The 24956-nt window shown below is 71.4% G+C and carries 26 protein-coding genes; 15 read left to right on the forward strand and 11 right to left on the reverse strand.

Translation table 11 applies throughout. The features are described 5' to 3' along the window. Positions 1-43: 43 nt before the first annotated feature. Together HJG45_RS06705 and HJG45_RS06710 are read right to left on the reverse strand one after the other, a co-directional pair. On the reverse strand, positions 44-682 hold the full coding sequence (locus tag HJG45_RS06705; RefSeq protein WP_171611342.1) for a Maf family protein: 639 nt from the start codon (positions 680-682) through the stop codon (positions 44-46). Beyond that, positions 679-1602 carry a pyruvate, water dikinase regulatory protein gene (locus HJG45_RS06710; protein WP_171611343.1) on the reverse strand — a complete coding sequence of 308 codons (924 nt, stop codon included), beginning with the start codon at positions 1600-1602 and terminating at the stop codon, positions 679-681. Before HJG45_RS06710 ends, HJG45_RS06705 begins: the two co-directional genes overlap by 4 nt. A gap of 302 nt (positions 1603-1904) precedes the next feature. Here HJG45_RS06710 and hemE point away from each other — a divergent pair, with 302 nt between their 5' ends. The 7 genes from hemE (at position 1905) to HJG45_RS06745 (ending at position 8335) form a co-directional block, all read left to right on the forward strand. Then, entirely contained in the window at positions 1905-2966 is a 1062-nt protein-coding gene (gene hemE / locus HJG45_RS06715) for a uroporphyrinogen decarboxylase (protein WP_171611344.1), read from the forward strand. A 52-nt stretch (positions 2967-3018) separates the two neighbouring features. Next, positions 3019-4143 carry a ferrochelatase gene (gene hemH / locus HJG45_RS06720; RefSeq protein ID WP_171611345.1) on the forward strand — a complete coding sequence of 375 codons (1125 nt, stop codon included), beginning with the start codon at positions 3019-3021 and terminating at the stop codon, positions 4141-4143. Further along, a complete protein-coding gene (locus tag HJG45_RS06725) occupies positions 4140-4829 on the forward strand; it encodes an HAD family phosphatase (protein ID WP_171611346.1) in 690 nt (229 codons plus the stop codon). Before hemH ends, HJG45_RS06725 begins: the two co-directional genes overlap by 4 nt. Continuing rightward, the gene (gene hemJ / locus HJG45_RS06730) at positions 4826-5278 is read left to right on the forward strand and encodes a protoporphyrinogen oxidase HemJ (protein WP_171611347.1); all 453 of its coding nucleotides are present in this window, start codon (positions 4826-4828) and stop codon (positions 5276-5278) included. The genes HJG45_RS06725 and hemJ overlap by 4 nt, the downstream gene beginning before the upstream one ends. A gap of 314 nt (positions 5279-5592) precedes the next feature. Continuing rightward, on the forward strand, positions 5593-6867 hold the full coding sequence (gene rho / locus HJG45_RS06735) for a transcription termination factor Rho (RefSeq protein WP_171611348.1): 1275 nt from the start codon (positions 5593-5595) through the stop codon (positions 6865-6867). Positions 6868-6939: 72 nt separating this feature from the next. Next, the gene (locus tag HJG45_RS06740) at positions 6940-7530 is read left to right on the forward strand and encodes an HD domain-containing protein (protein ID WP_217362853.1); all 591 of its coding nucleotides are present in this window, start codon (positions 6940-6942) and stop codon (positions 7528-7530) included. 31 nt (positions 7531-7561) lie between these two features. Then, entirely contained in the window at positions 7562-8335 is a 774-nt protein-coding gene (locus HJG45_RS06745; RefSeq protein WP_171611349.1) for an N-acetyltransferase, read from the forward strand. 16 nt (positions 8336-8351) lie between these two features. On the opposite strand, the gene HJG45_RS06750 is transcribed toward HJG45_RS06745, so the two are convergent. From HJG45_RS06750 to HJG45_RS06760, 3 genes are read right to left on the reverse strand one after another with little or no spacing between them, the layout of a single operon-like run. Then, positions 8352-9260 carry a LysR family transcriptional regulator gene (locus HJG45_RS06750; RefSeq protein ID WP_171611350.1) on the reverse strand — a complete coding sequence of 303 codons (909 nt, stop codon included), beginning with the start codon at positions 9258-9260 and terminating at the stop codon, positions 8352-8354. A 57-nt stretch (positions 9261-9317) separates the two neighbouring features. Then, on the reverse strand, positions 9318-10286 hold the full coding sequence (locus tag HJG45_RS06755; protein ID WP_171611351.1) for a quinone oxidoreductase: 969 nt from the start codon (positions 10284-10286) through the stop codon (positions 9318-9320). After that, positions 10283-10864, reverse strand: a complete 582-nt coding sequence (locus HJG45_RS06760; protein WP_171611352.1) for a methylated-DNA--[protein]-cysteine S-methyltransferase — start codon at positions 10862-10864, stop codon at positions 10283-10285. Before HJG45_RS06760 ends, HJG45_RS06755 begins: the two co-directional genes overlap by 4 nt. Before the next feature lie 403 nt (positions 10865-11267). On the opposite strand from HJG45_RS06760, the gene HJG45_RS06765 reads away from it, so the two are divergent. The 7 genes from HJG45_RS06765 to HJG45_RS06795 all read left to right on the forward strand — a co-directional run bounded on the left by HJG45_RS06765 (position 11268) and on the right by HJG45_RS06795 (position 17782). Further along, a complete protein-coding gene (locus tag HJG45_RS06765; RefSeq protein WP_171611353.1) occupies positions 11268-11630 on the forward strand; it encodes a ferredoxin in 363 nt (120 codons plus the stop codon). Further along, on the forward strand, positions 11611-12957 hold the full coding sequence (gene mnmE, locus HJG45_RS06770) for a tRNA uridine-5-carboxymethylaminomethyl(34) synthesis GTPase MnmE (RefSeq protein WP_171611354.1): 1347 nt from the start codon (positions 11611-11613) through the stop codon (positions 12955-12957). Before HJG45_RS06765 ends, mnmE begins: the two co-directional genes overlap by 20 nt. A 4-nt stretch (positions 12958-12961) precedes the next feature. Then, complete coding sequence (locus tag HJG45_RS06775) at positions 12962-13585, forward strand: hypothetical protein (RefSeq protein WP_171611355.1); 624 nt, start codon at positions 12962-12964, stop codon at positions 13583-13585. Positions 13586-13649: 64 nt separating this feature from the next. Continuing rightward, the gene (gene mnmG, locus HJG45_RS06780; RefSeq protein WP_171611356.1) at positions 13650-15521 is read left to right on the forward strand and encodes a tRNA uridine-5-carboxymethylaminomethyl(34) synthesis enzyme MnmG; all 1872 of its coding nucleotides are present in this window, start codon (positions 13650-13652) and stop codon (positions 15519-15521) included. Further along, on the forward strand, positions 15518-16126 hold the full coding sequence (rsmG, locus tag HJG45_RS06785; protein WP_368040528.1) for a 16S rRNA (guanine(527)-N(7))-methyltransferase RsmG: 609 nt from the start codon (positions 15518-15520) through the stop codon (positions 16124-16126). Before mnmG ends, rsmG begins: the two co-directional genes overlap by 4 nt. Then, entirely contained in the window at positions 16107-16910 is an 804-nt protein-coding gene (locus HJG45_RS06790) for a ParA family protein (RefSeq protein WP_171611767.1), read from the forward strand. Before rsmG ends, HJG45_RS06790 begins: the two co-directional genes overlap by 20 nt. After that, positions 16907-17782 carry a ParB/RepB/Spo0J family partition protein gene (locus HJG45_RS06795; RefSeq protein ID WP_171611357.1) on the forward strand — a complete coding sequence of 292 codons (876 nt, stop codon included), beginning with the start codon at positions 16907-16909 and terminating at the stop codon, positions 17780-17782. Before HJG45_RS06790 ends, HJG45_RS06795 begins: the two co-directional genes overlap by 4 nt. Before the next feature lie 10 nt (positions 17783-17792). Here HJG45_RS06795 and holA read toward each other — a convergent pair whose 3' ends face one another. The 4 genes from holA to HJG45_RS06815 all read right to left on the reverse strand — a co-directional run bounded on the left by holA (position 17793) and on the right by HJG45_RS06815 (position 22929). After that, a complete protein-coding gene (gene holA, locus HJG45_RS06800; RefSeq protein ID WP_171611358.1) occupies positions 17793-18812 on the reverse strand; it encodes a DNA polymerase III subunit delta in 1020 nt (339 codons plus the stop codon). 3 nt (positions 18813-18815) lie between these two features. Beyond that, on the reverse strand, positions 18816-19364 hold the full coding sequence (gene lptE / locus HJG45_RS06805; RefSeq protein ID WP_171611359.1) for an LPS assembly lipoprotein LptE: 549 nt from the start codon (positions 19362-19364) through the stop codon (positions 18816-18818). 4 nt (positions 19365-19368) lie between these two features. Beyond that, a complete protein-coding gene (leuS, locus tag HJG45_RS06810; RefSeq protein ID WP_171611360.1) occupies positions 19369-22077 on the reverse strand; it encodes a leucine--tRNA ligase in 2709 nt (902 codons plus the stop codon). Positions 22078-22179: 102 nt separating this feature from the next. After that, positions 22180-22929, reverse strand: a complete 750-nt coding sequence (locus HJG45_RS06815) for a carbonic anhydrase (protein WP_171611361.1) — start codon at positions 22927-22929, stop codon at positions 22180-22182. A gap of 281 nt (positions 22930-23210) precedes the next feature. On the opposite strand from HJG45_RS06815, the gene HJG45_RS06820 reads away from it, so the two are divergent. Then, on the forward strand, positions 23211-23633 hold the full coding sequence (locus HJG45_RS06820) for a DUF1489 family protein (RefSeq protein WP_368040529.1): 423 nt from the start codon (positions 23211-23213) through the stop codon (positions 23631-23633). A gap of 87 nt (positions 23634-23720) precedes the next feature. Here the strand turns inward: HJG45_RS06820 and HJG45_RS06825 are convergent, their stop codons facing one another. Together HJG45_RS06825 and HJG45_RS06830 are read right to left on the reverse strand one after the other, a co-directional pair. Beyond that, positions 23721-24050, reverse strand: coding sequence for an AzlD domain-containing protein (locus HJG45_RS06825; protein ID WP_171611363.1), 330 nt, complete (start codon positions 24048-24050; stop codon positions 23721-23723). Then, entirely contained in the window at positions 24050-24796 is a 747-nt protein-coding gene (locus tag HJG45_RS06830; RefSeq protein WP_171611364.1) for an AzlC family ABC transporter permease, read from the reverse strand. The genes HJG45_RS06825 and HJG45_RS06830 overlap by 1 nt, the downstream gene beginning before the upstream one ends. Between the last annotated feature and the right edge of the window lie 160 nt (positions 24797-24956).

The following is a 24956-nucleotide window of genomic DNA, read 5'->3' on the forward strand; positions in this document are numbered from 1 at the left end:
CACCCCGGCCTGCGGCACCGCCCCCCGGTTTCGCCGCGCTGTCTCACCGCAGCAACACCCCGTGCCCGCGCAGGAAATCCAGCAATGGCAGCAGCGGCAGGCCAAGGATGGCGCTGTGCTCGCCCTCGACCCGGGCGAAGAGCTGCACCCCCGGCCCCTCCAGCCGATAGGCCCCAACCGAGGACAGCACCGCCTCGCCCTCGGCCGCCAGATAGGCTTCGAGGAACTCGTCGCCGAAGGCGCGCATGGTCAGCCGCGGCCGCGCCAGGTGCTGCCAGACCCGCGCGCCGCGCCGCCAGCAGACCACGGCAGAGACCAACTCATGCGTGCGGCCGCGCAGCGCCCGGAGATGCGCCCGCGCCCCCGCCATGTCCGCCGGCTTGTCGAACCAGCGCGGGCGCCCCGCCTCATCCGGGCAGACCAGCATCTGGTCGGCGCCGATGACCAGCGCCTCGGGATGCCGGCGGGCGATCCGCTGCGCCTTGGCCTCGGCGAGCAGCATGGCGGCATCCTCGGGCGGGATGCCCTCGGCCTGGGCGCTCGCCTTGATCGCCGCCTCGTCGACCGCCGCCGCCACGGCGGTGAAGGCGAGGCCGGCGCCACGCAGCACCGCCTGCCGCGCGGATGAGGCGGTGGCGAGGATCAGGGGCGGGTCCTCGCGCTGCAGCCGGACGGCGGTCATGCCCTCTGGCCCGCCGGCTGCGCCACGGCCCCGCCCGAGCCCTGGCCGCCGTTCTGGCCGGGGGGCGGCGTCGCCTGCGGGCCCTCCTGGTTGCGGCGCATGTGCCAGGCCTCCATGAGCTGCAGCACGGTCGCCGCCGTCTCCTCGATGCTGCGGCGGGTGACGTCGATCACCGGCCAGCCGCGAGCGGTGCAGAGCCGGCGTGCCGCCAGGATCTCGGCCTTCACGCTGTCGGGGTCGATATAGTCGGTGGTGCTCTGCCGCACGCCGTCGGCGCCGATCAGCCGCAGCCGGTGGCGGCGGATCTCGATCAACGCCGCCGCCTCGATGGTCAGCCCCACCACCGGGCAGCGCGGCGTCTCCAGCTCCGGCGGCAGCGGCGCGCCGGGGACGATCGGCACGTTCGCCGCCTTGATGCCGCGATTGGCGAGGTAGAAGCAGGTCGGCGTCTTGGAGGAGCGGGAGACGCCGACCAGGCAGACCTCCGCCTCATGGATCCCGGCCGTGCCCTGGCCGTCGTCATGCGCCAGCACGAAATGCATGGCGTCGATCCGACGGAAGTAGTCGGCATCCATCACGTGCTGCGCCGCCCGCTTCTCCTTGGCCTGGGCGCCGATCTGCCCCTGCAGCAGGTCCATCACCTGGTCGAGCACCGAGAGGCAGGGCACGCCGAGCCGCTCGCAGACCTCCTCCAGCGCATGCCGCAGGCTGCGGTCCACCAGGGTGAAAAGCACCGGCCCGGGCTCGTGCTGCAATCCTTCCAGCACCCGGTCGAGCTGCAGGCGGGAGCGGATGAGGCTCCAGCGATGGTGGACGACGTGATGGTCCTCGAAGCGGGCGAGGGTGGCCCGGGCGATCGAGTTCAGCGTCTCGCCCGTGCTGTCGGAGACCAGGTGGAGGTTGATGGCGCGCTGGGACATGGGGTGGAGAATAGCGTGGACCGCGGGGGATACCGGGGAAAACCCTGGCGTCCCGGCGGGTTGCCTGGGAAACGGGTTGACGAGTCCGGTCCGAACCGACCGGCGGGAGGATCGCGACGGGGTCTGATGGGGGAATCCGCACGACTCCAATTCATCCCCAGGATTCCACCGAGTCGCCGACTCACGCGCCTGTGGACCGGGCTGTGGATGGTTCGCGAAACAATTGTCTCCACATTGTCCACAGGCCTCTACAAGCCCCACCACCTTTTAAGACTCCTGTTTTCTTGCGAGAGAGTGCGGCCATGGAGAGCGAACGTCCCGCGGCAGGCCTGCCCAAGCCCCTGCTCCGCGCCCTGGGCGGCGAGGCCGTCTGGCCGCCGCCGCTATGGCTGATGCGCCAGGCTGGCCGCTACCTGCCGGAATACCGGGAGGTGCGGGCCCAGGCCGGCGACTTCGTCACGCTCTGCACCACGCCCGAGATGGCGGCCGAGGTGACGCTGCAACCCATTCGCCGCTTCGGCATGGACGGGGCGATCCTCTTCTCCGACATCCTCATGGTGCCCTGGGCGATGGGGCAGAGCCTGCGCTTCGCCGAGGGCGAGGGGCCGCAGCTCGACCCGGTCCGCGATGCCGAGGCGATGGCGGCGCTCGACCACAACCTGGTGGTGCAGCGGGCGGCGCCGATCTTCGAGACGGTGCGGCTGGTCCGCGCCGCCCTCGACGCCCATGCGCCGCGCGTCGCGCTGATCGGCTTCGCCGGCAGCCCCTTCACCGTCGCCTGCTACATGGTGGAAGGCCATGGAAGCCGCGACTTCGCCATCCCCCGCAGCCTCGCCTTCACCGAGCCGCTGCTCTTCGGCAAGCTGATCCGCCAGCTCGTCGACGCCACCACCGCCTATCTGCTGGCCCAGGCCGAGGCGGGGGCCGAGGCGCTGATGCTCTTCGACAGCTGGGCCGGGCTGCTGCCGCCGGCGCAGTTCCGCCGCTGGGTGATCGAGCCGACGGGGCAGATCGTCCGCGCCATCCGCAAGGTGAACGCAACCATCCCGATCATCGGCTTCCCGCGCCTCGCCGGGCCGATGCTGGCGGAATACGCGCAGCGCACCGGCGTGCAGTGCCTCGGCCTCGACACGACGATGGAGCTGCGCTGGGCCGCGGGGGCGGTGGCGCCGGGGCAGGCGCTGCAGGGCAACCTGGACCCGCTGGCCCTGGTCGGCGGCGGCATGGCGCTGGAGGCGGAGACGCGCAGCATCCTCGGTGCCATGCGCGGCCGGCCCTACATCTTCAACCTCGGGCATGGCATCGAGAAGGTGACGCCGCCGGAGCATGTCTCGGCCCTGGTGCGGCTGGTGCGGACGGGCTGAACAGGTCGCGGGGCGGGCTTGACCTGCCCCGCCGGCATGTCATCTCCGCCGCATGGACCAAACCGCGCCCGCCGGCCCGCCGGCCGAGTCCCAAGGCCAGGCCGGCGGCCGGCGCGTCGCCATCGTGCTGTTCAACCTCGGCGGCCCGGACCGCACCGAGAGCGTCCGGCCCTTCCTGCGGAACCTCTTCCTCGATCCCGCCATCCTGCGGGTGCCGGGCTTCGTCCGGCCCTGGCTGGGGCGGCTGATCGCCTGGCGGCGGACCCGGGCAGCGACGGAGAACTACGCCATCCTCGGCGGCGGCTCGCCGCTGCTCGCCCTCACCGAGGCGCAGGGGCGGGCGCTGGAGGCGGCACTGGCCGGGGACGCCGCGACCTATCGCTGCTTCGTCGCCATGCGCTACTGGCACCCGATGAGCGAGGCATGCGCCCGCGACGTCGCCGCCTGGCGGCCGGACGAGGTGCTGCTGCTGCCGCTCTACCCGCAATTCTCCACCACGACGACCGGCAGCAGCCTGCTTGCCTGGGAGGCGGCAGCGCGGGCGGCCGGACTTGCCGTGCCGACCACCACGCTTTGCTGCTGGCATTCCGATCCCGGCTTCGCCGCGGCGACGGCCGGGCTGGTGCGCCAGGCCTGGGAGGCGGCGCGGGCGGCGCTGCCGGCCGGGGTGGGGCTGCGGCTGCTCTTCTCCGCCCATGGCCTGCCCGAGAGCATCGTGAAGGCCGGCGATCCCTATCAGTGGCAGGTGGAGAGGAGCGTCGCCGCGGTGACCGCCCGGCTCGACTTGCCGGAGCTCGACCACCAGGTCTGCTACCAGTCGCGGGTCACGCCGCAGACCTGGCTTGGCCCCTCCATCGAGACGGCGCTGGAAGAGGCGGCGCGGGACCGGGTGGCGGTGCTGGTCTGCCCGATCGCCTTCGTCTCCGAGCATTCCGAGACGCTGGTCGAGCTCGACGTGGAATACCGGGAGGTGGCGGAGCGGCTCGGCCTGCCGGGCTATTTCCGCGTGCCGGCGCAGAACAGCGACCCGGCTTTCATCGCCGCCCTGGCCGGCCTCGTGCGCGGCGCCCGGGCCGGCGGCCGCGCCCTCTGCAGCTTCGCCGGCGGCCGGCAATGCCCGAAGCCCTTCGGCGACTGCCCGCATGCCCGCGCCCGGCAGGAGACCGTCGCCGCATGAGCGTCCCGCCGCCCGCCCGCCCGCCGGGCCCGCCGCGGGCCGTGCTGTTCGATTGCGACGGCGTCCTCGCTGATAGCGAGGGGCTGGTGAACCGCATCGTCGCCGAGGACCTCACGGCGCGCGGCTGGCGCCTTTCCGGCGAGGAGGCGCATGAGGCCTTCCTCGGCATGGCGCTGCCCGACATGCTGCCGGTGATCGAGGCGCGGGTTGGCAGGCTGCCGCCGCACTGGGCACAGGAGCTGGCGCATCGCATCACCGGGGCGATGCTGGTCGAGCTGGAGCCGGTGCCGGGGGCGGAGGCGGCGGTGCGGGCGGTGATCGCCGCCGGGCTGCCGGTCGCGGTCGCCTCCAATTCCGGGCGCGAGGAATTGCAGGCCAAGCTGCGGCGCCTCGGCCTGGCCGAGGCCTTCGGGGATCGCGTCCTCAGCTTCGAGGATGTCGCGCGGCCGAAGCCGGCGCCCGACCTCTACCGCGCCGCCGCCGAGGCCTGCGGCGTGCCGCCGGCGGAGTGCGCGGTGGTGGAGGACAGCCTGCTCGGCGCCCGGGCCGGCATCGCTGCCGGCTGTCGGGTGTTCGGCTTCGCCCGCGGCACCGATGCCGCGGTGCTGGCCGCGATCGGGGCGCGGCCCTTCGCGGCGATGGCCGAGCTGCCGGGCCTGCTCGGCCTGGGCGGGGCGCCGGCATGACCGTCGCGGCGCTGGCGCCCTGGTACCTTTGGGTGAAATCGGTCCATCTGATGGCGGTGATCGCCTGGCTGGCCGGGCTGTTCTACCTGCCGCGCCTCTTCGTCTATCACAGCGACGTGCCGGTCGGCGGCGATCAGGATGCGCTCTTCGCGGTGATGGAGCGGCGGCTGATCCGCGGCATCATGAACCCGGCGATGATCCTCGCCTGGCTCTGCGGCATCACCCTGGTGCTGACGCCGGGCGTGGTGAACTGGAGCGCCGGCTGGTGGCATGTGAAGCTGGCGGGCGTGCTCGGCATGACCGGCTTCCACCACCACCTCTCCCTGGCGCGGAAATCCCTCGCCCGCGGCGAGCGGCGGCACGGTGCGCGCTACTGGCGAGCGATGAACGAGCTGCCGACCCTGCTGATGGTCGCGATCGTGCTCATGGTGATCGTGAAGCCCTTCTGAATCCTCGCCCTGCCTCCCGCCTAGCCTTGATCCGGCGTGGCCGGCAACCCAAATCGGCAGTTGACGGGTGGTGTTGCGGTCCCTAGGGTCGCGCTGCTCGCCCGGGCAGCCTGGGGCGATTCGCGCCGTGCTGCCCATCTCCCTTCCTCTCCTCGGGACTTCGCCGGCCGACGGCTCCGATCAATTCCTGGCCCCCGGGACCTGATCGTGTTCGTGGCAGTGGCGGAACGGCCGGGGCATCGGTGCGGCTCCTCCGCGCCACTGCCGGCCCTACTGGGAAGTCTCCCGCTCCCCGCATCCGGACGCACAGCGCCATGCATCTTTCCGATCTCAAGGCCAAGAGCCCCGCGGACCTCCTCTCCTTCGCCGAGGAGCTGCAGGTCGAGAACGCATCCTCCCTGCGCAAGCAGGACATGATGTTCGCGATCCTCAAGCAGCTCGCCGACAACGACCAGGCCATCTACGGCGAAGGCACGCTCGAGATCCTGTCCGACGGCTTCGGCTTCCTGCGCAGCCCGCAGGCCAATTTCCTGCCCGGCCCCGATGACATCTACGTCTCCCCCGCCCAGGTGCGCCGCTTCGGCCTGCGCACCGGCGACACGGTGGAAGGCCAGATCCGGGCGCCCAAGGATGGTGAGCGCTACTTCGCGCTGCTCAAGGTCAACGCCATCAATTTCGAGCCGCCCGAGAACCTGCGGCACCGCATCAACTTCGACAACCTGACGCCGCTCTACCCGAACCGGCGGCTGAAGATGGAGAATCCCGAGCTCGAGAACGCGGCCAAGGGTCCGACCAAGGACTACACTCACCGCGTCATCGACCTCATCGCGCCGATCGGCATGGGCCAGCGCGCCCTCGTCGTCGCGCCGCCGCGCACCGGCAAGACGGTGATGCTGCAGAACATCGCCAAGTCCATCACGGCGAACCACCCGGACGTCTTCCTCATGGTGCTGCTCATCGACGAGCGGCCGGAGGAAGTGACGGACATGGCCCGTACCGTGCGCGGCGAGGTGGTCGCCTCCACCTTCGACGAGCCGGCGACGCGGCACGTGCAGGTGACGGAGATGGTGCTCGAGAAGGCCAAGCGCTTGGTCGAGCACAAGCGCGACGTCGTCATCCTGCTCGATTCCATCACGCGTCTCGGCCGCGCCTACAACTCGGTCGTGCCTTCCTCGGGCAAGGTGCTGACGGGCGGCGTCGACGCCAACGCGCTGCAGCGGCCGAAGCGCTTCTTCGGCGCGGCGCGCAACATCGAGGAAGGCGGCAGCCTCACCATCATCGCCACCGCGCTGATCGACACCGGCAGCCGCATGGACGAGGTGATCTTCGAGGAGTTCAAGGGCACGGGCAATTCCGAGCTCATCCTCGACCGCAAGCTCTCCGACAAGCGCACCTTCCCGGCGATCGACATCACCAAGTCCGGCACTCGCAAGGAGGAGCTGCTGGTCGACCGCAACACCCTGTCGAAGATGTGGGTGCTGCGCCGCATCCTGAACCCGATGGGCACCCAGGACGCGATGGAGTTCCTGCTGGACAAGCTGAAGTACAGCAAGACCAACCAGGACTTCTTCGACGCGATGAATACCTGAACGGGCGGGGCCGCCGGCAGCGCGCCGGCGGCCGCACCTGGCCTCTTCCATCAGCGAAGGCGACTCCCGATCTTGTCGGCAGCCATGGACATCGCCCCGCCCGCCGAGACAGACCTCGCCCGCATCCTCCGCGCCGCCAGCTTCGCCGCCCGCGTCCATGCCACGCATCGCCGCAAGGGCGACGCGGCCGAGCCCTATGTGAACCACGTGCTGGAGGTGGCGGAGATCCTCGCCGCCCATGGCGCACCGCCCGTCGCCGTCATCGCCGCCCTGCTGCACGACACGGTCGAGGATAGCGACGAAGATCCCGATCCCTGCACCCTGCCGCGCATCGAGGCCGAGTTCGGGCCCGAGGTCGCGGCGATCGTCGCCGAGGTCTCGGATGACAAGTCGCTGCCGAAGGAGGTACGCAAGGGGCTGCAGATCCGCGGCGCGCGCGGCGCCACGGCGGCGGCCAGGCAGGTGCGCCTCGCCGACAAGATCTCCAATCTCCGCGCCATCGCGGCCAGCCCACCGAAGGGCTGGGACCATGCCCGGCGGCTGGAATATGTCGGCTGGGCCGGGCGGGTGGCGGCCGGGCTGCGCGGCGTGAACCCGGCGCTCGACGCCCTGTTCGAGGCCACCTACCGCGAGGCCGTCGCCCGCCTCGCCGCCGAGGGCTGACCGCCGCCGCCCGGCGCGGCATGCTGGCGGCATGCCCGATCCCCTCGCCCCCGACCTGCCCCCGACCGGCGCGCTGGAGCGTGCCTGCCTCACCGCCCTGCCCGCGCCGCGCCAAGCCTGGGACGGGCCCTTCGTGCTGAAGGCCTTCCTCGGCGGCACCGGCCGCGCCAATGCCTGCTGCTCGCTCGATCCTGCACTCGATCCGGAGCTTGCCGACCGCATCGCCCGGATCGAGGCACTCTACCACCGCCTTGGCCTCATCAGCCGCTTCCGCTCCACGCCGCTCGACCCGCCGGGGCTCGGCGCGGCGCTGGAGGCGCGCGGCTATGCCGAGGAGAAGGCCGAGAGCCTGGTCAATTGCGGGCCCCTCGCCCCGGTCGCCCGGGCCGATGCGGCGGTGCGCGACGAGGACGGGCCGAGCGAGGCCTGGATGGGTCTGGTGGCGACGGCGGAATACCAGACCCCGGCGCGACGCGCCGAGAAGCTCGGCAACAAGGACCTGCTGGCGGTGCCCTGCGCCTGGCTGGTGCTGCGCGAGGAGGGGGTGGACGCGGCCTGCCTCGCCGCGGTGACGGACGGACCGTTCTGCGGCATCTTCGACCTGGCGACGCGCGCGGAATTCCGCCGCCGCGGCCTGGGCGCCCGGATCATCGGCGCCGCGGCGGACTGGGCGCGCGGCCTCGGGGCGCAATGGCTCTACGCCCAGGTGGCCTCCGACAACCTCGCCTCCTGCGCCCTGCAGGCGCGGCTCGGCATGCGGGAGGCCTATCGCTACCGGTACTACGTGAAGCCCGCGCCCGGCTGAGGGCGCAGGCCCGATCCTAACGCGCCCGCAGCCGCGGCTCGGCCGCCGCCTTCTCCACCAGCAGGTCAAGCACGGCGCGCACCCGGCGCGGCAGGGCCCGGCCGCCCGGCCAGACCGCGTTCACCTCGCGCGGCTCGGCCCGCCAGCCCGGCAGCACCGAGACCAGCCGCCCCGTCGCCACCTGGCCCATCACCCGCCAGGGGGCGAGCAGCGCTAGGCCAAGCCCGGCCTCCGCCCCGACCAGCACCGTCTCCACCTCGTCCGAAGTGATGCGGCCATGCACCGGGACCGTCGCCGCGGCGCCGTCCGGGCCTTCGAGGGTTAGCCCCTCGCCGGGCCGGTTGCCACGGAGCATGCAGAAATCATGCTTCACCAGGTCGTCCGGCGTCTCCGGCGTGCCGGCCCGGGCGAGATAGGCGGGTGCGGCGAAGAGCGCGAAATCCACCCGTCCCAGCCGCCGCGCGATCAGCGATTGCTGGCGGATCGGGCCGATGCGGATGCCGAGATCGATCCCCTCCTCCACCAGGTCGACCGTCTTGGTCTGCAGCCGGGCATCGATCGAGAGGCCCGGATGCGTCGCCAGGAAGGGGCCCAGCCAGGGCATGACAACACTGTTGAAGAAGGAGGCGACGCAGGAGATGCGGACCAGCCCGGTGGGCGCGCCTTGCAGCCCGCGGGCCGCCGCCTCGGCCTCCTCCAGCGCGTCGAGGATGCGCACCGCCTCCTGATGGAAGGCGGCGCCGGCCTCGGTCGGGGAAAGCCCGCGCGGCGAGCGCAGGAGGAGCGGCACGCCGAGCCGGTGCTCGAGCTCGCCGATGATGCGGGAGACGCTAGGCTGGCTCATCGCCAGGTCGCGCGCCGCACGCGTGATGTTCCCGGTCTCCATCACGCGACGGAAGACCTGGAGCTGTTGCAGCTTGTCCATGGTTGGTCCGCCGACCGGCGGAAGCCCTCCGGTCGAGCCGCAATGTTCCCCGAAGAATTAAGGAATAAGAACGGTGCTGCCCGTGGTCTTCCGGGCTTCGAGCGCTTCATGCGCCTTCGCGGCGTCCTTCAGCGGGAAGCTCTGGTTCACCGCGATCTTCACCGCGCCCGACTTCACTGTATCGAACAGGTCCTGCGCGGTCCGCACGAGGTCCTCGCGCTTCGCCGTATAGGTGTTGAGCGTCGGCCGGGTGACGTAGAGCGAGCCCTTGGCGGCGAGCACGCCGAGATCGGTGGTCACCGGGCCGGAGGCGTTGCCGAAGGAGATCATCAGCCCGCGCGGCCGGAGACAGTCGAGCGAGGTGACGAAGGTGTCGCGGCCAACGCTGTCATAGACGACGGGCAGCATGGCGCCGGAGGTGATCTCCTTCACCCGCGCCGGGATGTTCTCGCTCGTCAGCAGCGCATGGTCGGCGCCGAGCGAGCGGATGAGCTCCGCCTTCTCCGGCGTCGAGACCACGCCGATCACCGTCGCGCCGAGATGCTTCGCCCATTGCACCAGGATGCTGCCGACGCCGCCCGCGGCGGCATGCACCAGGATCGTGTCGCCGCGCTGGACCGGATAGGTCTCCTTGACCAGGAAGCGCGCGGTCATGCCCTGCAGCATCATCGCCGCGGCCTGGGTGAAGTCGATCCCCTCCGGGATCTTCACCAGCTTCTCGGCCGGCACGCAGCGGGCCTCGGCATAGGCGCCGAGCGCGCCGGCATAGGCCACACGGTCGCCGGTCTTCAGCTCGGTCACGCCGTCGCCCACGGCATCGACGACGCCGGCGCCTTCCATGCCGATCGTCACCGGCATCGAGGGCGCCTTGTAGAGGCCGGTGCGGAAATAGACGTCGATGTAGTTCAGCCCGACGGCGTGCTGCTGCACGCGCACCTCGCCTGGCTTCGGCTCCGGCTTGGGCAGTTCCTCCCAGACCAGCTTATCGGGACCGCCGTACTCATGGACGCGGATGGCGTGGTTCATCGAGGGGTTCCCTGGTGTTGGCCGCGCGGCGGCGCTTCGGGCCGCGGAGGGGCGAGCGGCAGCTCTCCTGTCCTGGCGCCGGCCGAGGCCCGGGCCTCGAGGGCGAGCAGGTAACGCTTCGTAGCCGCACCCTCGCCGCCCGAATAGCCGCCAAGCGTCCCATTCGCCGCCACCACGCGGTGGCAGGGGATCAGGATCGGAATCGGGTTGCTGCCATTGGCTTGGCCGATGGCTCGCGGCGAGCGGCAGCCGATCTCGCGGGCAATGTCGAGATAGCTGCGCGTCTCTCCGGGCGGGATGCGGCGGAGCGCATCCCAGACCTGGCGACGGAAGGCGCTGCCCTCCGGCGCCAGGGGCAGGTCGAATTCCAGGCGTCGGCCGTCGAAATATTCCTGCAGCTGCCGCGCCGCTTCGCGCAGCAACGGGGTCACCGGCTCCGGCGGCAGGTCCTCGGGCCAATGGGCGCGGCCCCAGTCCAGCGCGACAATGGCGCCGGACCCGTCAGGCGTGCCGTCCTGGCCGGGACCCTCGAAGAGGGTGAGCTCGCCGAGCGGGGTATGGATGGTCAGGTGGGGCATGAAGCGCCTGATGGCACACCGGCCCCGCCTCCTCGTCAAGACGAGGCAGTCCTGGGTCAAACCCATGCGATTTCAAGAATTTGGTGTGATAACGGATGGAGCAGGGCGGATGGTGGGAGGGCCGGGTCGGTGAGCGGCAGGCCGCAGCGGCCAGCACGGCAGACTTAGGCCGCCGGACGGCCCTCGACCATGCCCCTGCCTTTGGCTGGGCTCGGACCGGCTGACCCCAGGGATGCCACTGCAACGAGTTGCCGGCATGTTGCAGCACATGGGGCGAGGTGGCGTCGCGCAGCAAGTTCCCGGGAGGGAGGATCGGCGCCGGGGCACCCTGGCCGCGGCAGGAGGGGATGGCTACATGGGGAAGGCGGTACCGGCAGCCCACCAACCCCTGCGGAGAGACGCCTTGCCCGATACGTCCGTTCCCCCCGATCCGCCGCCCTATTTCCGCGCCCATGTCTTCGTCTGCTGCAACCGCCGGCCGGATGGGCACCGGCGGGGCTCCTGCGCGGCGCGGGGCTCGGAGAAGCTGCGGGACTACATGAAGGCCCGGGCGAAGGAGCTTGGGCTGGCAGGGATTCGGATCAACCAGGCGGGCTGCCTCGACCGCTGCGAATTCGGCCCCACCCTGGTGATCTATCCCGAAGGCATCTGGTACCGGCCGGAGACGCCGGCCGATATCGACGAGATCCTGGAGACGCATCTGCGGGGCGGCGGCCGGGTGCGGCGGCTGATGCTGACCGAGAAGGATGTCGTGCCGAAGGGATGAGGCGGCGGCCGTGACCGGCGAGACGATCTTCGCCCTCGCTTCCGGGGCCGGCCGGGCGGCTGTCGCCGTGCTGCGGCTCTCCGGGCCGGGCACGGCGATGGCGGTGGCTGCCCTCGCCGGCCGGTTGCCGGCGCCTCGCCTTGCCTCGCTGCGGCGCCTGCGGCACCCGGAGACAGGCGAGCTGCTCGACCGGGCGCTGGTGCTCTGGTTTCCCGGCCCGGCCAGCTATACCGGCGAGGACAGCGCCGAGCTGCATCTGCATGGTAGCCCTGCCGTCATCGCCGGCGTCGTGGAGGCATTGGTCGCCACCGGCCTGCGCCCGGCCGAGCCCGGCGAGTTCACGCGCCGCGCCTTCCTGTATGACAAGATCGACCTCACCGCTGCCGAGGGGATCGCCGATCTCATCGCCGCCGAGACCGAGGGCCAGCGGCGCCAGGCCCTGCGGCAGGCGGAAGGCGCCCTGGCCGACCTCTATGAGGGCTGGACCCGGCGCTTGACCGCGCTGCTCGCCCGGCAGGAGGCCTTCATCGAGTTTGAGGACGAGGACCTGCCGGCCGGGCTGGATGCCGCGGTGGCGACCTCGGCGGCGGCGCTGCGGTCAGAGATGCTGGCGCATCTGGCGGATGCCCGCCGCGGCGAGCGGCTGCGGGAGGGGCTATTGGTCGCCATTCTGGGAGCACCGAATGCCGGGAAATCCTCGCTGCTGAACGCGCTTGCGGGGCGGGAGGCGGCGATCGTCTCGGCCCGCGCCGGCACCACCCGCGATGTGGTGGAGGTGCGGCTCGACCTCGCGGGGGTGCCGGTGACACTGGCCGATACGGCGGGGCTGCGAGAGGCGACGGACGAGATCGAGGCCGAGGGCATCCGCCGCGCCCGCCGTAGGGCCGAGGAGGCCGATCTGGTGCTCGCCCTCTTCGCCGCCGACCGGCCACCGGATGCCGGGACCCTGGGCTGGGTTGGGCCCGAAGCGCTGGTGGTGGTGAACAAGGTCGATCTGGCGCCGGCCCCCGCCGCGATCGGCGGCAGCGCGCCCCTCCCCCTCTCGCTCCACACAGGCGAGGGGCTGGAGGCGCTGCGCAGCCGCCTTGCCGAGGAGGCCATTGCCCGGGCCGGGCTCGCCGCCGAGGCCAGCCTCACCCGGCCGCGGCACCGCGCCGCCCTGACCGAGGCGGCGGGTTGGTTGGCCGAGCTAGGGGCCGCGCCACTGCCGGAGCTGCGGGCCGAGGCGCTGCGGGCGGCGCTGCGGGCCATCGGTCGCATCACCGGCCGGGTCGGCGTCGAGGTCGTGCTCGACGCGGTCTTCGGCGAATTCTGCATCGGGAAATGACGCCATGGCGATGACCGGCGACGAGATCCGCGATTTCTATGCCCGCTGCGCCGCAGCGCGGCAGCGCTTCCAGGACATGGCCGTGCAATCCCTGCCGAAGCAGAAGGTGCTGGACCAGATGGAGCGGTTGGGCCTCGCTTTGGATCCAGAGATGGGCCAGGTCTCGGATGCCGATCTGGCCTACGCCTTCGACCTCGCCGTCTACACCGCGGCGCCAGGGCGCTCGCGCGCCATCGATCGTGTGGTCCGCCGCCATGCCGGCTTGCCGAGCGAGGCGGCGCTGGTGCTGAACGCGCTGAGCCGGGCCTGGCTCTCCATCTTCCGCGTGCTGGACCAGCATCCGGAGGAAGGGTTGATCCTGAAGGATGAACTGCTCGGCGGCGAGGTCTGGCTGGTGGACCAGTCCATCGCCGAGACGGTGCCGCAGGGGACGGTGATCGCCAGCCGCATCGGCCGCGTCCTTGGCTTCTGTATCACCACCGGGGTGGTAGCGGAGCTCGACGAGAACCGCCTCGCCGGCATCAACGCCATCATCTCCCGCAGCGGGGTGGCGGCCGAGACCCTGCTGGAGGATCCGCGCTTCGCTACCATGATGTGGCAGGACGGGCTCGGCTTCCGCATCGGGTGAGATCGCGGTCAGGCTGGTCACGGCCCCACTTCGTGGCATGGCGCGGCTTCGCTATACCCCTGCCATGTTCGACGCATTCTTCGATGTGGTGGTAATCGGCGGCGGCCATGCCGGCTGCGAGGCCGCCGCGGCCGCCGCGCGCTGCGGCGCCCATACCCTGCTGTTGACCCACCGGATCGAGACACTGGGCGAGATGTCCTGCAACCCGGCGATCGGCGGGGTGGGCAAGGGACATCTGGTGCGCGAGGTGGATGCGCTGGACGGGCTCATGGGCCGCGCGGCCGATGCTGCCGGCATCCATTTCAAGCTGCTGAACCGCAGCAAGGGCCCGGCCGTACGGGGGCCGCGGGCCCAGGCCGACCGCGCGCTGTACCGCCAGGCGATCCAGGCCCTACTGCGGGCGACCGAGGGCCTGACCATCGCGGCGGAGGCGGCCGAGGATCTGGTGACCGGGGCGGAGGGCGAGGTCATCGGCGTCGTCACGGCGACTGGCCAGCAGATCCGCGCCGGCGCGGTGGTCATCACGAGCGGCACCTTCCTGCGCGGCATGATCCATATTGGCGAGACGCGTATCCCGGCGGGCCGGGTCAGCGAGGCGCCATCCATCGGCCTCTCGGACACGCTGCGCCGGTTGGGCCTGCCACTCGCCCGGCTGAAGACCGGCACGCCGCCGCGGCTGGATGGACGCAGCATCGACTGGGCGGCGCTGGAGCCGCAGCCGGGTGACGATCCGCCCGAGCCGCTCTCCTGGATGACGGAGCGGATCACCAACTCGCAGCGCCCTTGTGCCATCACCGCCACCACGCCGGCGACCCATGACCTGATCCGCGCCAACCTGCATCGCACCGCCGTCTATGGTGGGCGGATCGAGGGGGTCGGACCGCGCTATTGCCCTTCCATCGAGGACAAGGTGGTGCGCTTCGCCGACCGCCAGCGCCACCAGATCTTCCTCGAACCGGAGGGGCTGGAGGATGACACGGTCTATCCGAACGGCATCTCCACCAGCCTACCCGAGGCGCTGCAGGCGGCGCTGATCGCCTCGATTCCGGGGCTGGAGCGGGCCCGCATCCTGCGGCCCGGCTATGCGATCGAATATGACCATGTGGACCCCCGCGCGCTGACGCCAGCGCTGGAGGTTCGCACCACACCGCGCCTGTTCCTCGCCGGTCAGATCAACGGCACCACGGGCTACGAGGAGGCGGCGGCGCAAGGTCTCCTGGCGGGGATCAATGCCGCGCGCCGGGCTGGAGGAGCAGTCCCCGATCGGATGCTCGGCCGGAGCGACGCTTATGCCGGCGTGATGGTCGATGACCTGATCTTGCAAGGGGTGACCGAACCCTATCGGATGCTCACAGCTCGGTCCGAGTTCCGCCTAGCGTTACGCGCCGACAATGCCGGGCTGCGCCTGACCGAGAAAGGCATCGCCTGGGGCGTGGTGGGCAGCGACCGCGCCGCAGCGCACCGGGCCTTTGTCGCCGCGTTGGAAGCGGCCATGGCCCGCGCGCGTACGGAAGGAGGCTCGCCAGCCTGGTATGCAGCGGCTGGGGTGACGGTGAACCAGGATGGCCGTTGGCGCAGCGCGCTGGAGGCGCTGGCCTTGCCGGTGATGACGCGGACCGATGCAGACCGTATCTTCCCTTGGCTGCGCGAATTGCCGCGTCGGGTGCGGTCCGAGCTTGAGGCCCAGGCCCTTTATGCGCCCTATCTCGAGCGTCAGGCCGCAGAACTGCGGGCCCTGGCGCGGGAGGAGCAACTCGCCATCCCAAAGGGGATTGATTTCGCCTTGGTGCCAGGTCTTTCGGCAGAGATGCGGCAGCGTCTGATGCAAGCCCGACCGGCTACGCTTGGTAGTGCGGGACGCATCCCCGGCATTACGCCCGCCGCGCTGGCAGCGCTGGCCGTTCACCTTCGGCGTGGCGAGGTGCGTTTCACGTGAAACAGCCGATCTTGGATGTTCCACGTGAAACCGAGGAACGGCTTCGGTCCTTCGTCGCTTTGCTGCAGCGCTGGAACGCGCGCATCAACCTGACAGCCGAACGCAATGCCGAAGACCTATGGCAGCGGCACGTGCTGGATTCGCTGCAACTCGCACCGCTCTTGCCGGATCGGTCGAGCCCGTTGGTCGATCTCGGGTCAGGTGCCGGGTTTCCCGGTCTGATCCTCGCTATGGCCACCGGCCACGAGACGCATCTGATCGAATCCGACCGCCGGAAGTCGGCTTTCCTGATCGAGGCGAGCCGCGCCCTGGCGCTGCGCCATGTGACCGTGCATCCGAAGCGGATCGAGGCTGCGACGTTGCCGAAGGCGACGATCCTCACCGCCCGCGCCCTCGCCCCGCTCACGACCCTGTTGGGCTATGCCGCATCGATCCTGGCCCCGGACGGCGTTGCGCTGTTTCCAAAGGGCCGGAGCGTCGAGCAGGAATTGACGGACGCTGCACGCGACTGGATCATGCGCGTCGAGCGCATTCCGAGCCGCACCGATCCGGCCGCCACCATCCTTCGTATCAGCGAGATTCGTCCTGCCGGCTCCCCCATCTGACCGGGCCCGCCCCCGCGTCATCGCCTTCGCCAACCAGAAAGGTGGCGTCGGCAAAACCACGACCGCGATCAACCTCGCCACCGTCATGGCGGCGCAGCACAAGGTTCTGCTCCTGGACCTCGATCCACAGGGCAATGCCTCCACCGGGCTCGGGATCGAGCGGGCGGAACGCGGGGCTGGCACCTATGCGCTGCTGGTCGATGGCCGGCCGCTCGCGGAATTGCTGCGACCGACGCCGGTGCCGACGCTGCAACTCGTCCCGGCCGATGCCGACCTGGCTGGTGCGGAGGTCGAACTGGTGACCATGGAGGACCGCGAGCGCCGGCTGATCCAGGCCCTGACGGCGGATCCGATTCTGATGGCTCAGTTTGACTACATCTTGCTGGATTGCCCGCCTTCCCTTGGGCTTCTGACGCTCAATGCCCTCGTCGCGGCGCATAGCGTGCTTGTGCCGTTGCAAACCGAATTCTTCGCACTGGAGGGCGTCAGCCAGATCACTCAGACGATCGAGCGGGTGAGGCGCGCCCTCAACCCAACTCTGGCGCTCGAAGGCATCCTGCTGACCATGTACGATCGCCGGAACAACCTCTCCGAACTCGTAGCGCAGGACGTGCGCGGCTTTTTCAAGGACAAGGTATTCGAGACGGTGATCCCGCGGAACATCCGGATCAGCGAGGCGCCCTCGCATGGTCTGCCCGTCAGCCTCTACGATGCCCGCTCGCCCGGGGCGCAGGCCTATGCCGCCCTCGGCGCTGAATTGCTGCGGCGGGAGAAGCGGGCATGAGCGGCGCCAAGAAGCCGATGCGACTGGGCCGTGGTCTCTCCGCCCTGCTCGGCGACGCAGCTGCGCCGATGCCCGCGACGCAGGCTCCTGCGAGCGCCCCCAGCGAGGGCGGGATCCGCACCCTGCCTGTCGAGATGCTGGAGCCCGGCCCCTTTCAGCCCCGCGGCCCGATCGACCAGGGCCCGTTGCAGGAGCTTGCCGACAGCATCAAGGAACATGGCGTACTGCAGCCGATCCTGGTGCGGGAGAAGCCGGGCAGTCCTGGCCAGTATCAGATCATCGGCGGCGAGCGCCGCTGGCGAGCCGCGCAGCTCGCGCAACTGCACGAGGTGCCGGTCCTGCTGCGCAACCTCGATGACCGGGCGGCCATGGCGGCGGCGTTGGTCGAGAACCTGCAGCGTCAGGACCTCAACGCTCTGGAAGAGGCCGAGGGTTTCCGCCGCCTGATCGACGAATTCGGCCTTACCCAGGACCAGCTTGGCCAGGCGGTGGGCAAGAGCCGCAGCCATGTGGCGAACACGCTTCGTCTGCTCGCCCTACCGGAGCGGGTGCGAGAGTTGCTGCGCGACGGGGCGCTGACCGCCGGCCATGCCCGCGCCCTGCTGACCGCCCCGGATGCCGAGGCGCTGGCGCTGCAGGTGGTCGATCGCGGGCTAAACGTGCGGCAGACCGAGGCGCTGGTCGCCGCCAAGCCGCGCGAGCCCAATGCCCGGCCCGCGGTCGCGCCGGAAACCCAGGCGCTGGAGCGCGATCTGTCCACGCGCTTGGGGCTGCGGGTGAGCATTCGCCATGGCGGCCGTGGCGGCCAGGTGACGATCCAGTATCGCGATCTGGACCAACTCGACGGCTTGGTCCGCCTGCTGACTCCCTAAGGCGTAGACCTTACCGGCGGCTGGCGGCCTGCCGCGCCAAGCCCGTCACCGCGTTGCGGGCCACGGTTGTCGCCGGCAGGCCGGTCGTCTTGGTGCGCCGCTCAGCCTCCAGCAGCGCCGCCCCAGCGGCCATCAGCGCATCCGGCCGCCACAGCCGGAGCGCACGCTCCATGGCCGGGCGGTGGCGGAAGAAGACCGGCGGCCGCAGCGTCTCCAAGGCCCCGGCCGGCGCCGCTCCGGCCGCCACGGCCAGCGCCGCGAGGTGCAGGCGCTGCACATGCCGCAGCGCCGCCCGCACCACCTGCACGGCATTGGCGCCCTCGGCGAAGGCGGTGTCGAGCGCCTTGTCGGCCGTGGCCACCTCCCCCGCCATCGCCGCCATCAGGGCTTCCTCAAGGTCGAGGGCCGAGCCCTCGGCGATGCAGGCGATGGCGGCATCCGGCGTCACCTTGCCGCCTTGGCCGACGAAGAGGGCGAGCTTCTCCAGCTCGCGCCGCAGCAGCATCCGGTCCTCGCCCAGCCGTTGCGCCAGCCATTCGGTGGCCGCAGGCTCGGCCGTGACATCCAGCTCCTGCAGGATGCGCGCGATGGAGCCGGCGAGCTCGCTGCCCCGTTCCCGGTAGCAGGCGATCACCGCGCCGGCGGGCGAGCCTTCCACCGCCTTGAACAGCGCGGCGCTGGTGCGGAGCTCCGGCGCCTCGATCACCACCAAGCCCGGTCCCGGCCCGGCCAGCGCCGCCCTGGCGGCCTCGACCACCTGCTTGCCATCGCCCGCATCGCGCAGCCGCACCAGGCAGCGGCCGCCGGTCAGCGGCGCGCTCGCCGCCTCATTGGCGAGAGATTGCGGCGCCCGCAGCATGTCCTTCGCGGCCTCGACCAGCCGCAGCGCATCGCCCTCGGTGACGGTACGGATCAGCGCCTCGCAGCGCTCACGGATCAGGCCGGGATCGTCGCCATGCAGCAGCGCCACGCGACAGGCGCCAGGATTGGCGAGGAAGGCGCCGACGCGCCGCGCATCGAGCTTCGCCACGGCTCAGTCCTTGGCCTTCGCCTGGGCCTCCATGCGCCGGCGGAGGGCGAGCGCGACCTGACGGACGATTGCCTCGGACATTTCCTCCATCGCGCGGCTTTCCAACGCATCGCGGGCGCTGTCGGCAGAGAAGAATTGCAGATCGGGAATGTTGAAGGAGTCGATCGTCCGATAGGGAATGTCGGATCGCGCCACCGGCACCGGTGGGACCGAGAGCGTCGCCAAGTCCCAGGTGCCGGTGATGGTGTAGCGGACCCGGGTGATGGTGCCGTCGCGCCGGTAGCCCAGCACCTCCACCCCCGGCGTGTAGGAGACGTTGAGCTGGTAGCGGGCCGAGGTGCCCGGCGCCGCGTCCTCCAGCCTCCGTTGCAGGTTCCGCCGCAGCAACTGGCCAGTCCGCTCATAAATCGGCCCGACGCGCACCGCGGCGAGCTCGGTGACGAGGTCTCCGTTGCCGCCATCAGCCGCCGTGCCCGGGGCGTAGAGCGGTCGGAAGTCGCAGCCTGAAAGGCCGAGCAGCCCCGCCGCGCCCAGCAAGCCGCGGCGCGTCACGGCCTCAGACAACGAAGTTGACGACGCGGCCCGGCACATGGATCCGCTTCCGGATGGGCTTGCCGGCGATGCTTCGCTGCACATTCTCCTCCGCCTCGGCCAGGGCGAAGATCGTCGCCTCATCCGCATCCACCGCCACCTCAATCGTGCCACGCAGCTTGCCGAGCACCTGCACGGCGAGCGTCACCGTCTCCGTCTGCATCAGCGCCGGGTCGGCCTCGAGCCAGGGCAGCTCCGCGACCAGTGCGGTCTCGCCCGGCTGCAGCAGCGACCACAACTCCTCGGCCAGGTGCGGCATCATCGGCGCGATGAGGCGGGCGATGGCCTCCAGCGCCTCCCGCTTCGCCGCGCCCAGGACCGTATCCGAAGCCGCATCCGCCTCGCCGATGGCATTGGCGAATTCATGGATGCGGGCGACGGCGACGTTGAAGGCGAAGCTCTCCAGCGCCTCGGTCACCGCGGCGATGGTCCGGTGCGTCACCTGGCGCAGCTTCCGCGCCGCGCCGGTCGCCCCCTCCGCGCTGCTGCTGGCAGGCGGCAGACCGTCCAGCGCCGCCGCCACCAGGCGGTAGAGGCGCTGGCTGAAGCGATAGGCGCCGGCAACGCCCGCCTCCGTCCACTCCATATCCCGCTCCGGCGGGTTGTCGGAGAGGATGAACCAGCGCGCGGTATCGGCGCCGTAGCGGTCGATGATGGCGCCCGGATCGACCGTGTTGCGCTTCGACTTCGACATCGCCTCGACGCGGCCGATGGTGACGGGCGCGTTGCCGCCCTTCAGCACCGCGGTGCGCGAGCCGTCGGCGGCGGTGCTGAACTCCACCTCCTCCGGATAGAGCCAGCGGCCATCGGCCGATTTGTAGCTCTCATGCGTCACCATGCCCTGGGTGAAGAGGCCGGCGAAGGGCTCGGCGATCGCCAGATGCCCGGTGTCGCGCATGCCGCGGGTGAAGAAGCGGCTGTAGAGCAGGTGCAGGATCGCATGCTCGATGCCGCCGATATACTGGTCGACCGGCAGCCAGGCATCGACCGCCGCCTTCGTCACCGGCACCCCGGCCCGCGGCGAGCAGAAGCGCGCGAAATACCAGGAGCTGTCGACGAAGGTGTCGCAGGTATCGGTCTCGCGCCGGGCCGGCTTGCCACAGCTCGGGCAGGCCACGTGCTTCCAGCTCGGATGCGTGTCCAGCGGGTTGCCGGGCTTGGAGAAGTCCACATCCTCCGGCAGCCGCACCGGCAGCTGGTCGTCCGGCACCGGCACCACGCCGCAGGCCGCGCAATGGATGAAGGGGATTGGGCAGCCCCAGTAGCGCTGGCGCGAGACACCCCAGTCGCGCAGGCGCCAGTTCACCACCCCGGTGCCCTGCCCCTTCGCCTCCAGCGCTTCGATCGCCCGGCGCTTGGCCGCCGCCACCTCGAGCCCGTCGAGGAAGCCGGAATTGATGATGCTGCCCTCGCCGACATAGGCGGCATCGCCCAGCGCGAAGCTGGCGGCATCGGCGCCCGGCGGCAGCACCACCGGGGTGATCGGCAGGCCGAATTTGCGGGCGAATTCGAAGTCCCGCTCGTCATGGCCGGGACAGCCGAAGATCGCGCCGGTGCCGTATTCCATCAGCACGAAATTGGCGATCCAGACTGGGAAGCTCGCCCCCTCGATGAAGGGATGCGCGACGCGGAAGCCGGTGTCGTAGCCGCGCTTCTCCGCCTGCTCGATGGCGGCCTCGCTGGTGCCCATGCGGCGGCATTCGGCGACGAACTCGGCCGCCTTCGGGTCGCGCGCCGCGGCGGCGGCGGCCAACGGATGCTCGGCGGCGACGGCGAGGAAGCTCATGCCGAACAGCGTGTCCGGCCGCGTGGTGAAAACCTCCACCTCCGATAGCACCTGTGGTGCGCCGGCCCGATTCAGAGCCTCGGGGCTGTCGCCCCGCGGATCATCGGGACGGCTCGCCGCCACCGGCTCGGTCAGGCGGAAGCGCACCCGCGCGCCCTCGCTGCGGCCGATCCAGTTGGCCTGCATCAGCTTCACCCGCTCGGGCCAGCGGTCGAGCCCGTCCAGCGCCCGTAGCAGGTCGTCGGCGTATTTGGTGATGCTGAAGAACCACTGGCTGAGCTGCTTCTTCTCGACCAGCGCGCCGCTGCGCCAGCCGCGGCCGTCGATCACCTGCTCATTGGCCAGCACCGTGCCGTCCACCGGGTCCCAGTTCACCCAGCTCTCCTTCCGCTCAACCAGGCCGGCCCGGTAGAAATCGAGGAAGAGCTTCTGCTGGTGGCCGTAATACTCGGCGTCGCAGGTGGCGAATTCGCGGGCCCATTCGATGGAAAGCCCCATGCGCTTCAGCTCGGCGCGCATGTTGGCGATGTTCTGATAGGTCCAGGTGCCGGGATGGACGCCGCGCTCGCGCGCCGCATTCTCCGCCGGCAGGCCGAAGGCATCCCAGCCCATCGGGTGCATGACCATATGGCCGCGCGCGCGCTTGTAGCGGGCGACCACGTCGCCCAGCGTGTAGTTGCGGACATGCCCCATATGGATCTTCCCGCTCGGGTACGGGAACATCTCAAGAACATAATACTTCTTCGCGTCGGCCGGCGGCACGTCCGGCACGGCGAAGCAGCCGCGCCGCTCCCATTCCGCCTGCCAGCGCGGCTCCGCGGAGCGGAAATCGTGCCGGATCTCCTGGCGTTGCGTATCCCGGCGGGTGGTGGTGCTGGCGTCGTTCATCGGCCATCGATATTGCTGCTCGGCCAAGGGAATAAGCCGTGGTCCGGCGCCTGGGAAGGGCGCGCTTGCGCCCCGCCTAAACACCGGTCCCGCCCGCCCGGCTCAGCTCGCCTCGAGCCAGTGCACCTCGCCGTCGTCCAGGTCGTAATGCGCCGGCACGATCTGCAGCCGGCCGCGGCCCAGCGCCTCCTGTAGCACCGGGCTCTGCGTGCGCAGCCGCAGGGCGACGCGCCGCGCATTGGCGCGGACCGCGGCATCGAGCGTGGTGTCGCCCGTGCGCCGCGCCGAAAGCACGGCCGGCAGGATGGGCTGCACCATCTCGCCGATCACGCCGGGGAAGTTGGTATTGCGGTCCACCACATCGACCGCTGCGGCGACGGCGCCGCAGCTTTCATGCCCGAGCACCACGATCAGCGGGCAGCCCAGCACGCCGACGCCGTATTCGATGCTGCCGAGCGCCGCGGTATCGACCGTGTTGCCGGCATTGCGGACGATGAAGAGTTCGCCGAGGCCGCGGCCGAAGAGCAGCTCGGGCGGCACCCGGCTGTCCGAGCAGCCGACCAGGACGCAGAAGGGCGCCTGGCCGCGTGCCAACTCCAACCGTCTCTCCCGCCCCTGGACCGCGCGGAAGGGGGCATCGGTCTGGAAGCGCTGGTTGCCGTCGCGCAGCAGGGCGAGCGCCTGGTCGGGCGTGAGGTTGGTCCGCGGCACCGGATCGGCGGCGCGCAGCGGCCGGGGCAGGCCAGCGAGGATCGCCCCGACGGCGAGCCCGGCGAGGCCGCGCCGGCCTGGCGCGACCGGCAGGCGGCTGCCGGTCCGGCAGCAGGGGCAGGCGGGATCGAGGTGATGCATGGTCTGGACAGTCCCGGCGGGACGCGGCTGCGACGGGCGGGCCCGGTTGCGCCGCTCTCCTCGTTGCAGCCGCCGGCGGAGGGGCCGGCAGCCGGGCCGCGCACGGGCATCGGCCGGCAGGTCGAACGCGGCGCGGGGCGGCCGGTGCCCGCCGCTCGCCTGCAATGGGCCGGAGGGCGGCGGCGGCGCGATGCCGATTTGCGGCCGCCGCCAGATGCCGATTTGCGGCCGTCGCCGCGATGCTGATTTGCGGCCGTCGCCGCAGGCGGTACACCCGCCGGGTGCTGCATCTCATCAAGCTTTCCGTCGGCCCGAAGGATGTCGGCCAGCTCCGCGAGCTGCAGGCGCGCCGGGCCGTCGCCGACCCGCCGCTGCGCCACCAGACCCGCATGGTCCCGAAGCGGGCGGCCGAGATCACCGCCGGCGGTTCCATCTACTGGGTGGTCGCGGGCTTCGTGCAGGTGCGCCAGCGCATCCTCGAGATCCGCGACGAGGCCTGGGAGGACGGCACGAGCTGCGCCGGGCTGGTGCTGGACCCGACCCTGGTGCCGGTGGCGGCCCGGCCGGTGAAGCCCTTCCAGGGCTGGCGCTATCTCGAGCCGGCGGCGGCCCCGCTGGATGTCGCGGCCGGCGCGGAAGCGGAGGGGATCGAGGCGCTGCCGGCCCGGCTGCGGCAGGAGCTGCGGTCCCTTGGCCTGATCTGAGACTTCCCTGCGAAGCCGCGGCGGGCTCTGCGGGGACCCCGTGATTCGCTCAGGGCCCAAGGGGCGGCACAGCCTGCCGCGGCGCGCTCAGCCGCCGAGCAGCGCCCGCACCGCGACCAGTGCCGCCAGCCCGGCGAGCAGCGCCGGCAGCAGCCGCCCGCGTCCCCACCACCAGGCGAGCAGCCCGGCCGCCAGCCCGGCCAGGCGCGCGGCGAGCGGCAGGCTGGCCGCGGCGCCGCCGGGCAGGACCACGGCGAGGGCGACGAAGGCCGAGAGCGTCGCCTGGCTGACCGCCGAGGCCCAGGCGATCAACGGATGATCGGGCCGCAGCCGGCCCGCCACCAGCAGCCCGACGGCCCGCAGGCCGAGCATCGCCGCGATGCTCAGCGCGAGCGCCAGGCCGCGGCCATCGAGCATCAGCCTCGGCCCCCGCCCCCGCCCCCGCCTCTGGCCCTGCCGCCACGCCGGGCGGGACGGCGCAGCAGGAAGGCCAGCGTGCCGCCGACCAGCCCGGCTGCCAGCAGCCCCCAGGCGGCCGGCAGCAGGATGGCGAGCGGCGCCGCGGCGATGCCGGCGAGGATCGGCAGCCGCGAGGCGGGCATGCGGCCCTCGGCCGCCAGCAGCAGGGCGAAATAGAGCGGGTTGGCGAAGAGCAGGGCCGCCAGCAGCGAGGGCCGCAGCCAGGGTGCCGCCAGCAGGCCGAGCCAGGTCGCCAGCCCGGCGACCAGCCAGGAGGCCAGGGCGAAGCCGAGGAACCAGCGCAGCCGCGCCGCCTCCGGCAGGCCGGGCAGCACCCGCATCGCCGCCGCCCAGGGGGTGATGGCGATGAAGGGCAGCGCCAGCCAACGCCATCCTGGCCCAGGCCCGGATGGCGGGCCGAGCCAGGGGGCGATCGCCATGGCCATCGGCAGGAAGCGCGCATTGGCCGCCGTCGCGCCGAGCGCGGCGCCCGCCGGATCGCCGGCGCCGGCCTGCAGCAGCACAAGCTGCCCGGCCATGCCATAGACGCCGAGCGAGGCGCCGAGGGCCCAGCCCGGCCCCAGCCCGGCGGCAGCGACCGCAGCCCCGAAGGCGAGGAAGCTGACGCCCATGGCGATGGCCGGGGCGCCGAGCGCGGCGCCGGCACCGGCGCGGAAGGGGGAGGAGGGGGATTCGGAGGACATGCCGCGCCGGCATCCTGCCATGCCGGGCCAGGGGCGCCAGCTAGGCGCCAGCTAGGCGCCAGCCAGGGCGCCACCCACCGGCATGGCGCCGCCGTAACCCGGCTGCCCTGGGGGATGGCGAAGTCTTAAGCCTCGCCCAATGGGTGCGGCAAGCCGGCGC

The organism is Roseicella sp. DB1501 (assembly GCF_013112485.1).
Lineage (GTDB): Bacteria > Pseudomonadota > Alphaproteobacteria > Acetobacterales > Acetobacteraceae > Paracraurococcus.

Excerpts from the sequence above, each read along its gene's own strand:
- hemE (WP_171611344.1), top strand. The coding sequence starts at position 1,905 with ATGGAGAGCGAACGTCCCGCGGCAGGCCTGCCCAAGCCCCTGCTCCGC.
- HJG45_RS06725 (WP_171611346.1), top strand. The coding sequence starts at position 4,140 with ATGAGCGTCCCGCCGCCCGCCCGCCCGCCGGGCCCGCCGCGGGCCGTG.
- mnmE (WP_171611354.1), top strand. The coding sequence starts at position 11,611 with ATGTCGTGCCGAAGGGATGAGGCGGCGGCCGTGACCGGCGAGACGATC.
- HJG45_RS06760 (WP_171611352.1), bottom strand. The coding sequence starts at position 10,864 with ATGCCCCACCTGACCATCCATACCCCGCTCGGCGAGCTCACCCTCTTC.
- HJG45_RS06775 (WP_171611355.1), top strand. The coding sequence starts at position 12,962 with ATGGCGATGACCGGCGACGAGATCCGCGATTTCTATGCCCGCTGCGCC.
- HJG45_RS06710 (WP_171611343.1), bottom strand. The coding sequence starts at position 1,602 with ATGTCCCAGCGCGCCATCAACCTCCACCTGGTCTCCGACAGCACGGGC.
- HJG45_RS06815 (WP_171611361.1), bottom strand. The coding sequence starts at position 22,929 with ATGCATCACCTCGATCCCGCCTGCCCCTGCTGCCGGACCGGCAGCCGC.
- leuS (WP_171611360.1), bottom strand. The coding sequence starts at position 22,077 with ATGAACGACGCCAGCACCACCACCCGCCGGGATACGCAACGCCAGGAG.
- HJG45_RS06795 (WP_171611357.1), top strand. The coding sequence starts at position 16,907 with ATGAGCGGCGCCAAGAAGCCGATGCGACTGGGCCGTGGTCTCTCCGCC.
- HJG45_RS06825 (WP_171611363.1), bottom strand. The coding sequence starts at position 24,050 with ATGCTCGATGGCCGCGGCCTGGCGCTCGCGCTGAGCATCGCGGCGATG.
- rho (WP_171611348.1), top strand. The coding sequence starts at position 5,593 with ATGCATCTTTCCGATCTCAAGGCCAAGAGCCCCGCGGACCTCCTCTCC.
- hemJ (WP_171611347.1), top strand. The coding sequence starts at position 4,826 with ATGACCGTCGCGGCGCTGGCGCCCTGGTACCTTTGGGTGAAATCGGTC.
- HJG45_RS06755 (WP_171611351.1), bottom strand. The coding sequence starts at position 10,286 with ATGAACCACGCCATCCGCGTCCATGAGTACGGCGGTCCCGATAAGCTG.
- HJG45_RS06830 (WP_171611364.1), bottom strand. The coding sequence starts at position 24,796 with ATGTCCTCCGAATCCCCCTCCTCCCCCTTCCGCGCCGGTGCCGGCGCC.
- hemH (WP_171611345.1), top strand. The coding sequence starts at position 3,019 with ATGGACCAAACCGCGCCCGCCGGCCCGCCGGCCGAGTCCCAAGGCCAG.
- mnmG (WP_171611356.1), top strand. The coding sequence starts at position 13,650 with ATGTTCGACGCATTCTTCGATGTGGTGGTAATCGGCGGCGGCCATGCC.
- HJG45_RS06705 (WP_171611342.1), bottom strand. The coding sequence starts at position 682 with ATGACCGCCGTCCGGCTGCAGCGCGAGGACCCGCCCCTGATCCTCGCC.
- HJG45_RS06750 (WP_171611350.1), bottom strand. The coding sequence starts at position 9,260 with ATGGACAAGCTGCAACAGCTCCAGGTCTTCCGTCGCGTGATGGAGACC.
- HJG45_RS06745 (WP_171611349.1), top strand. The coding sequence starts at position 7,562 with ATGCCCGATCCCCTCGCCCCCGACCTGCCCCCGACCGGCGCGCTGGAG.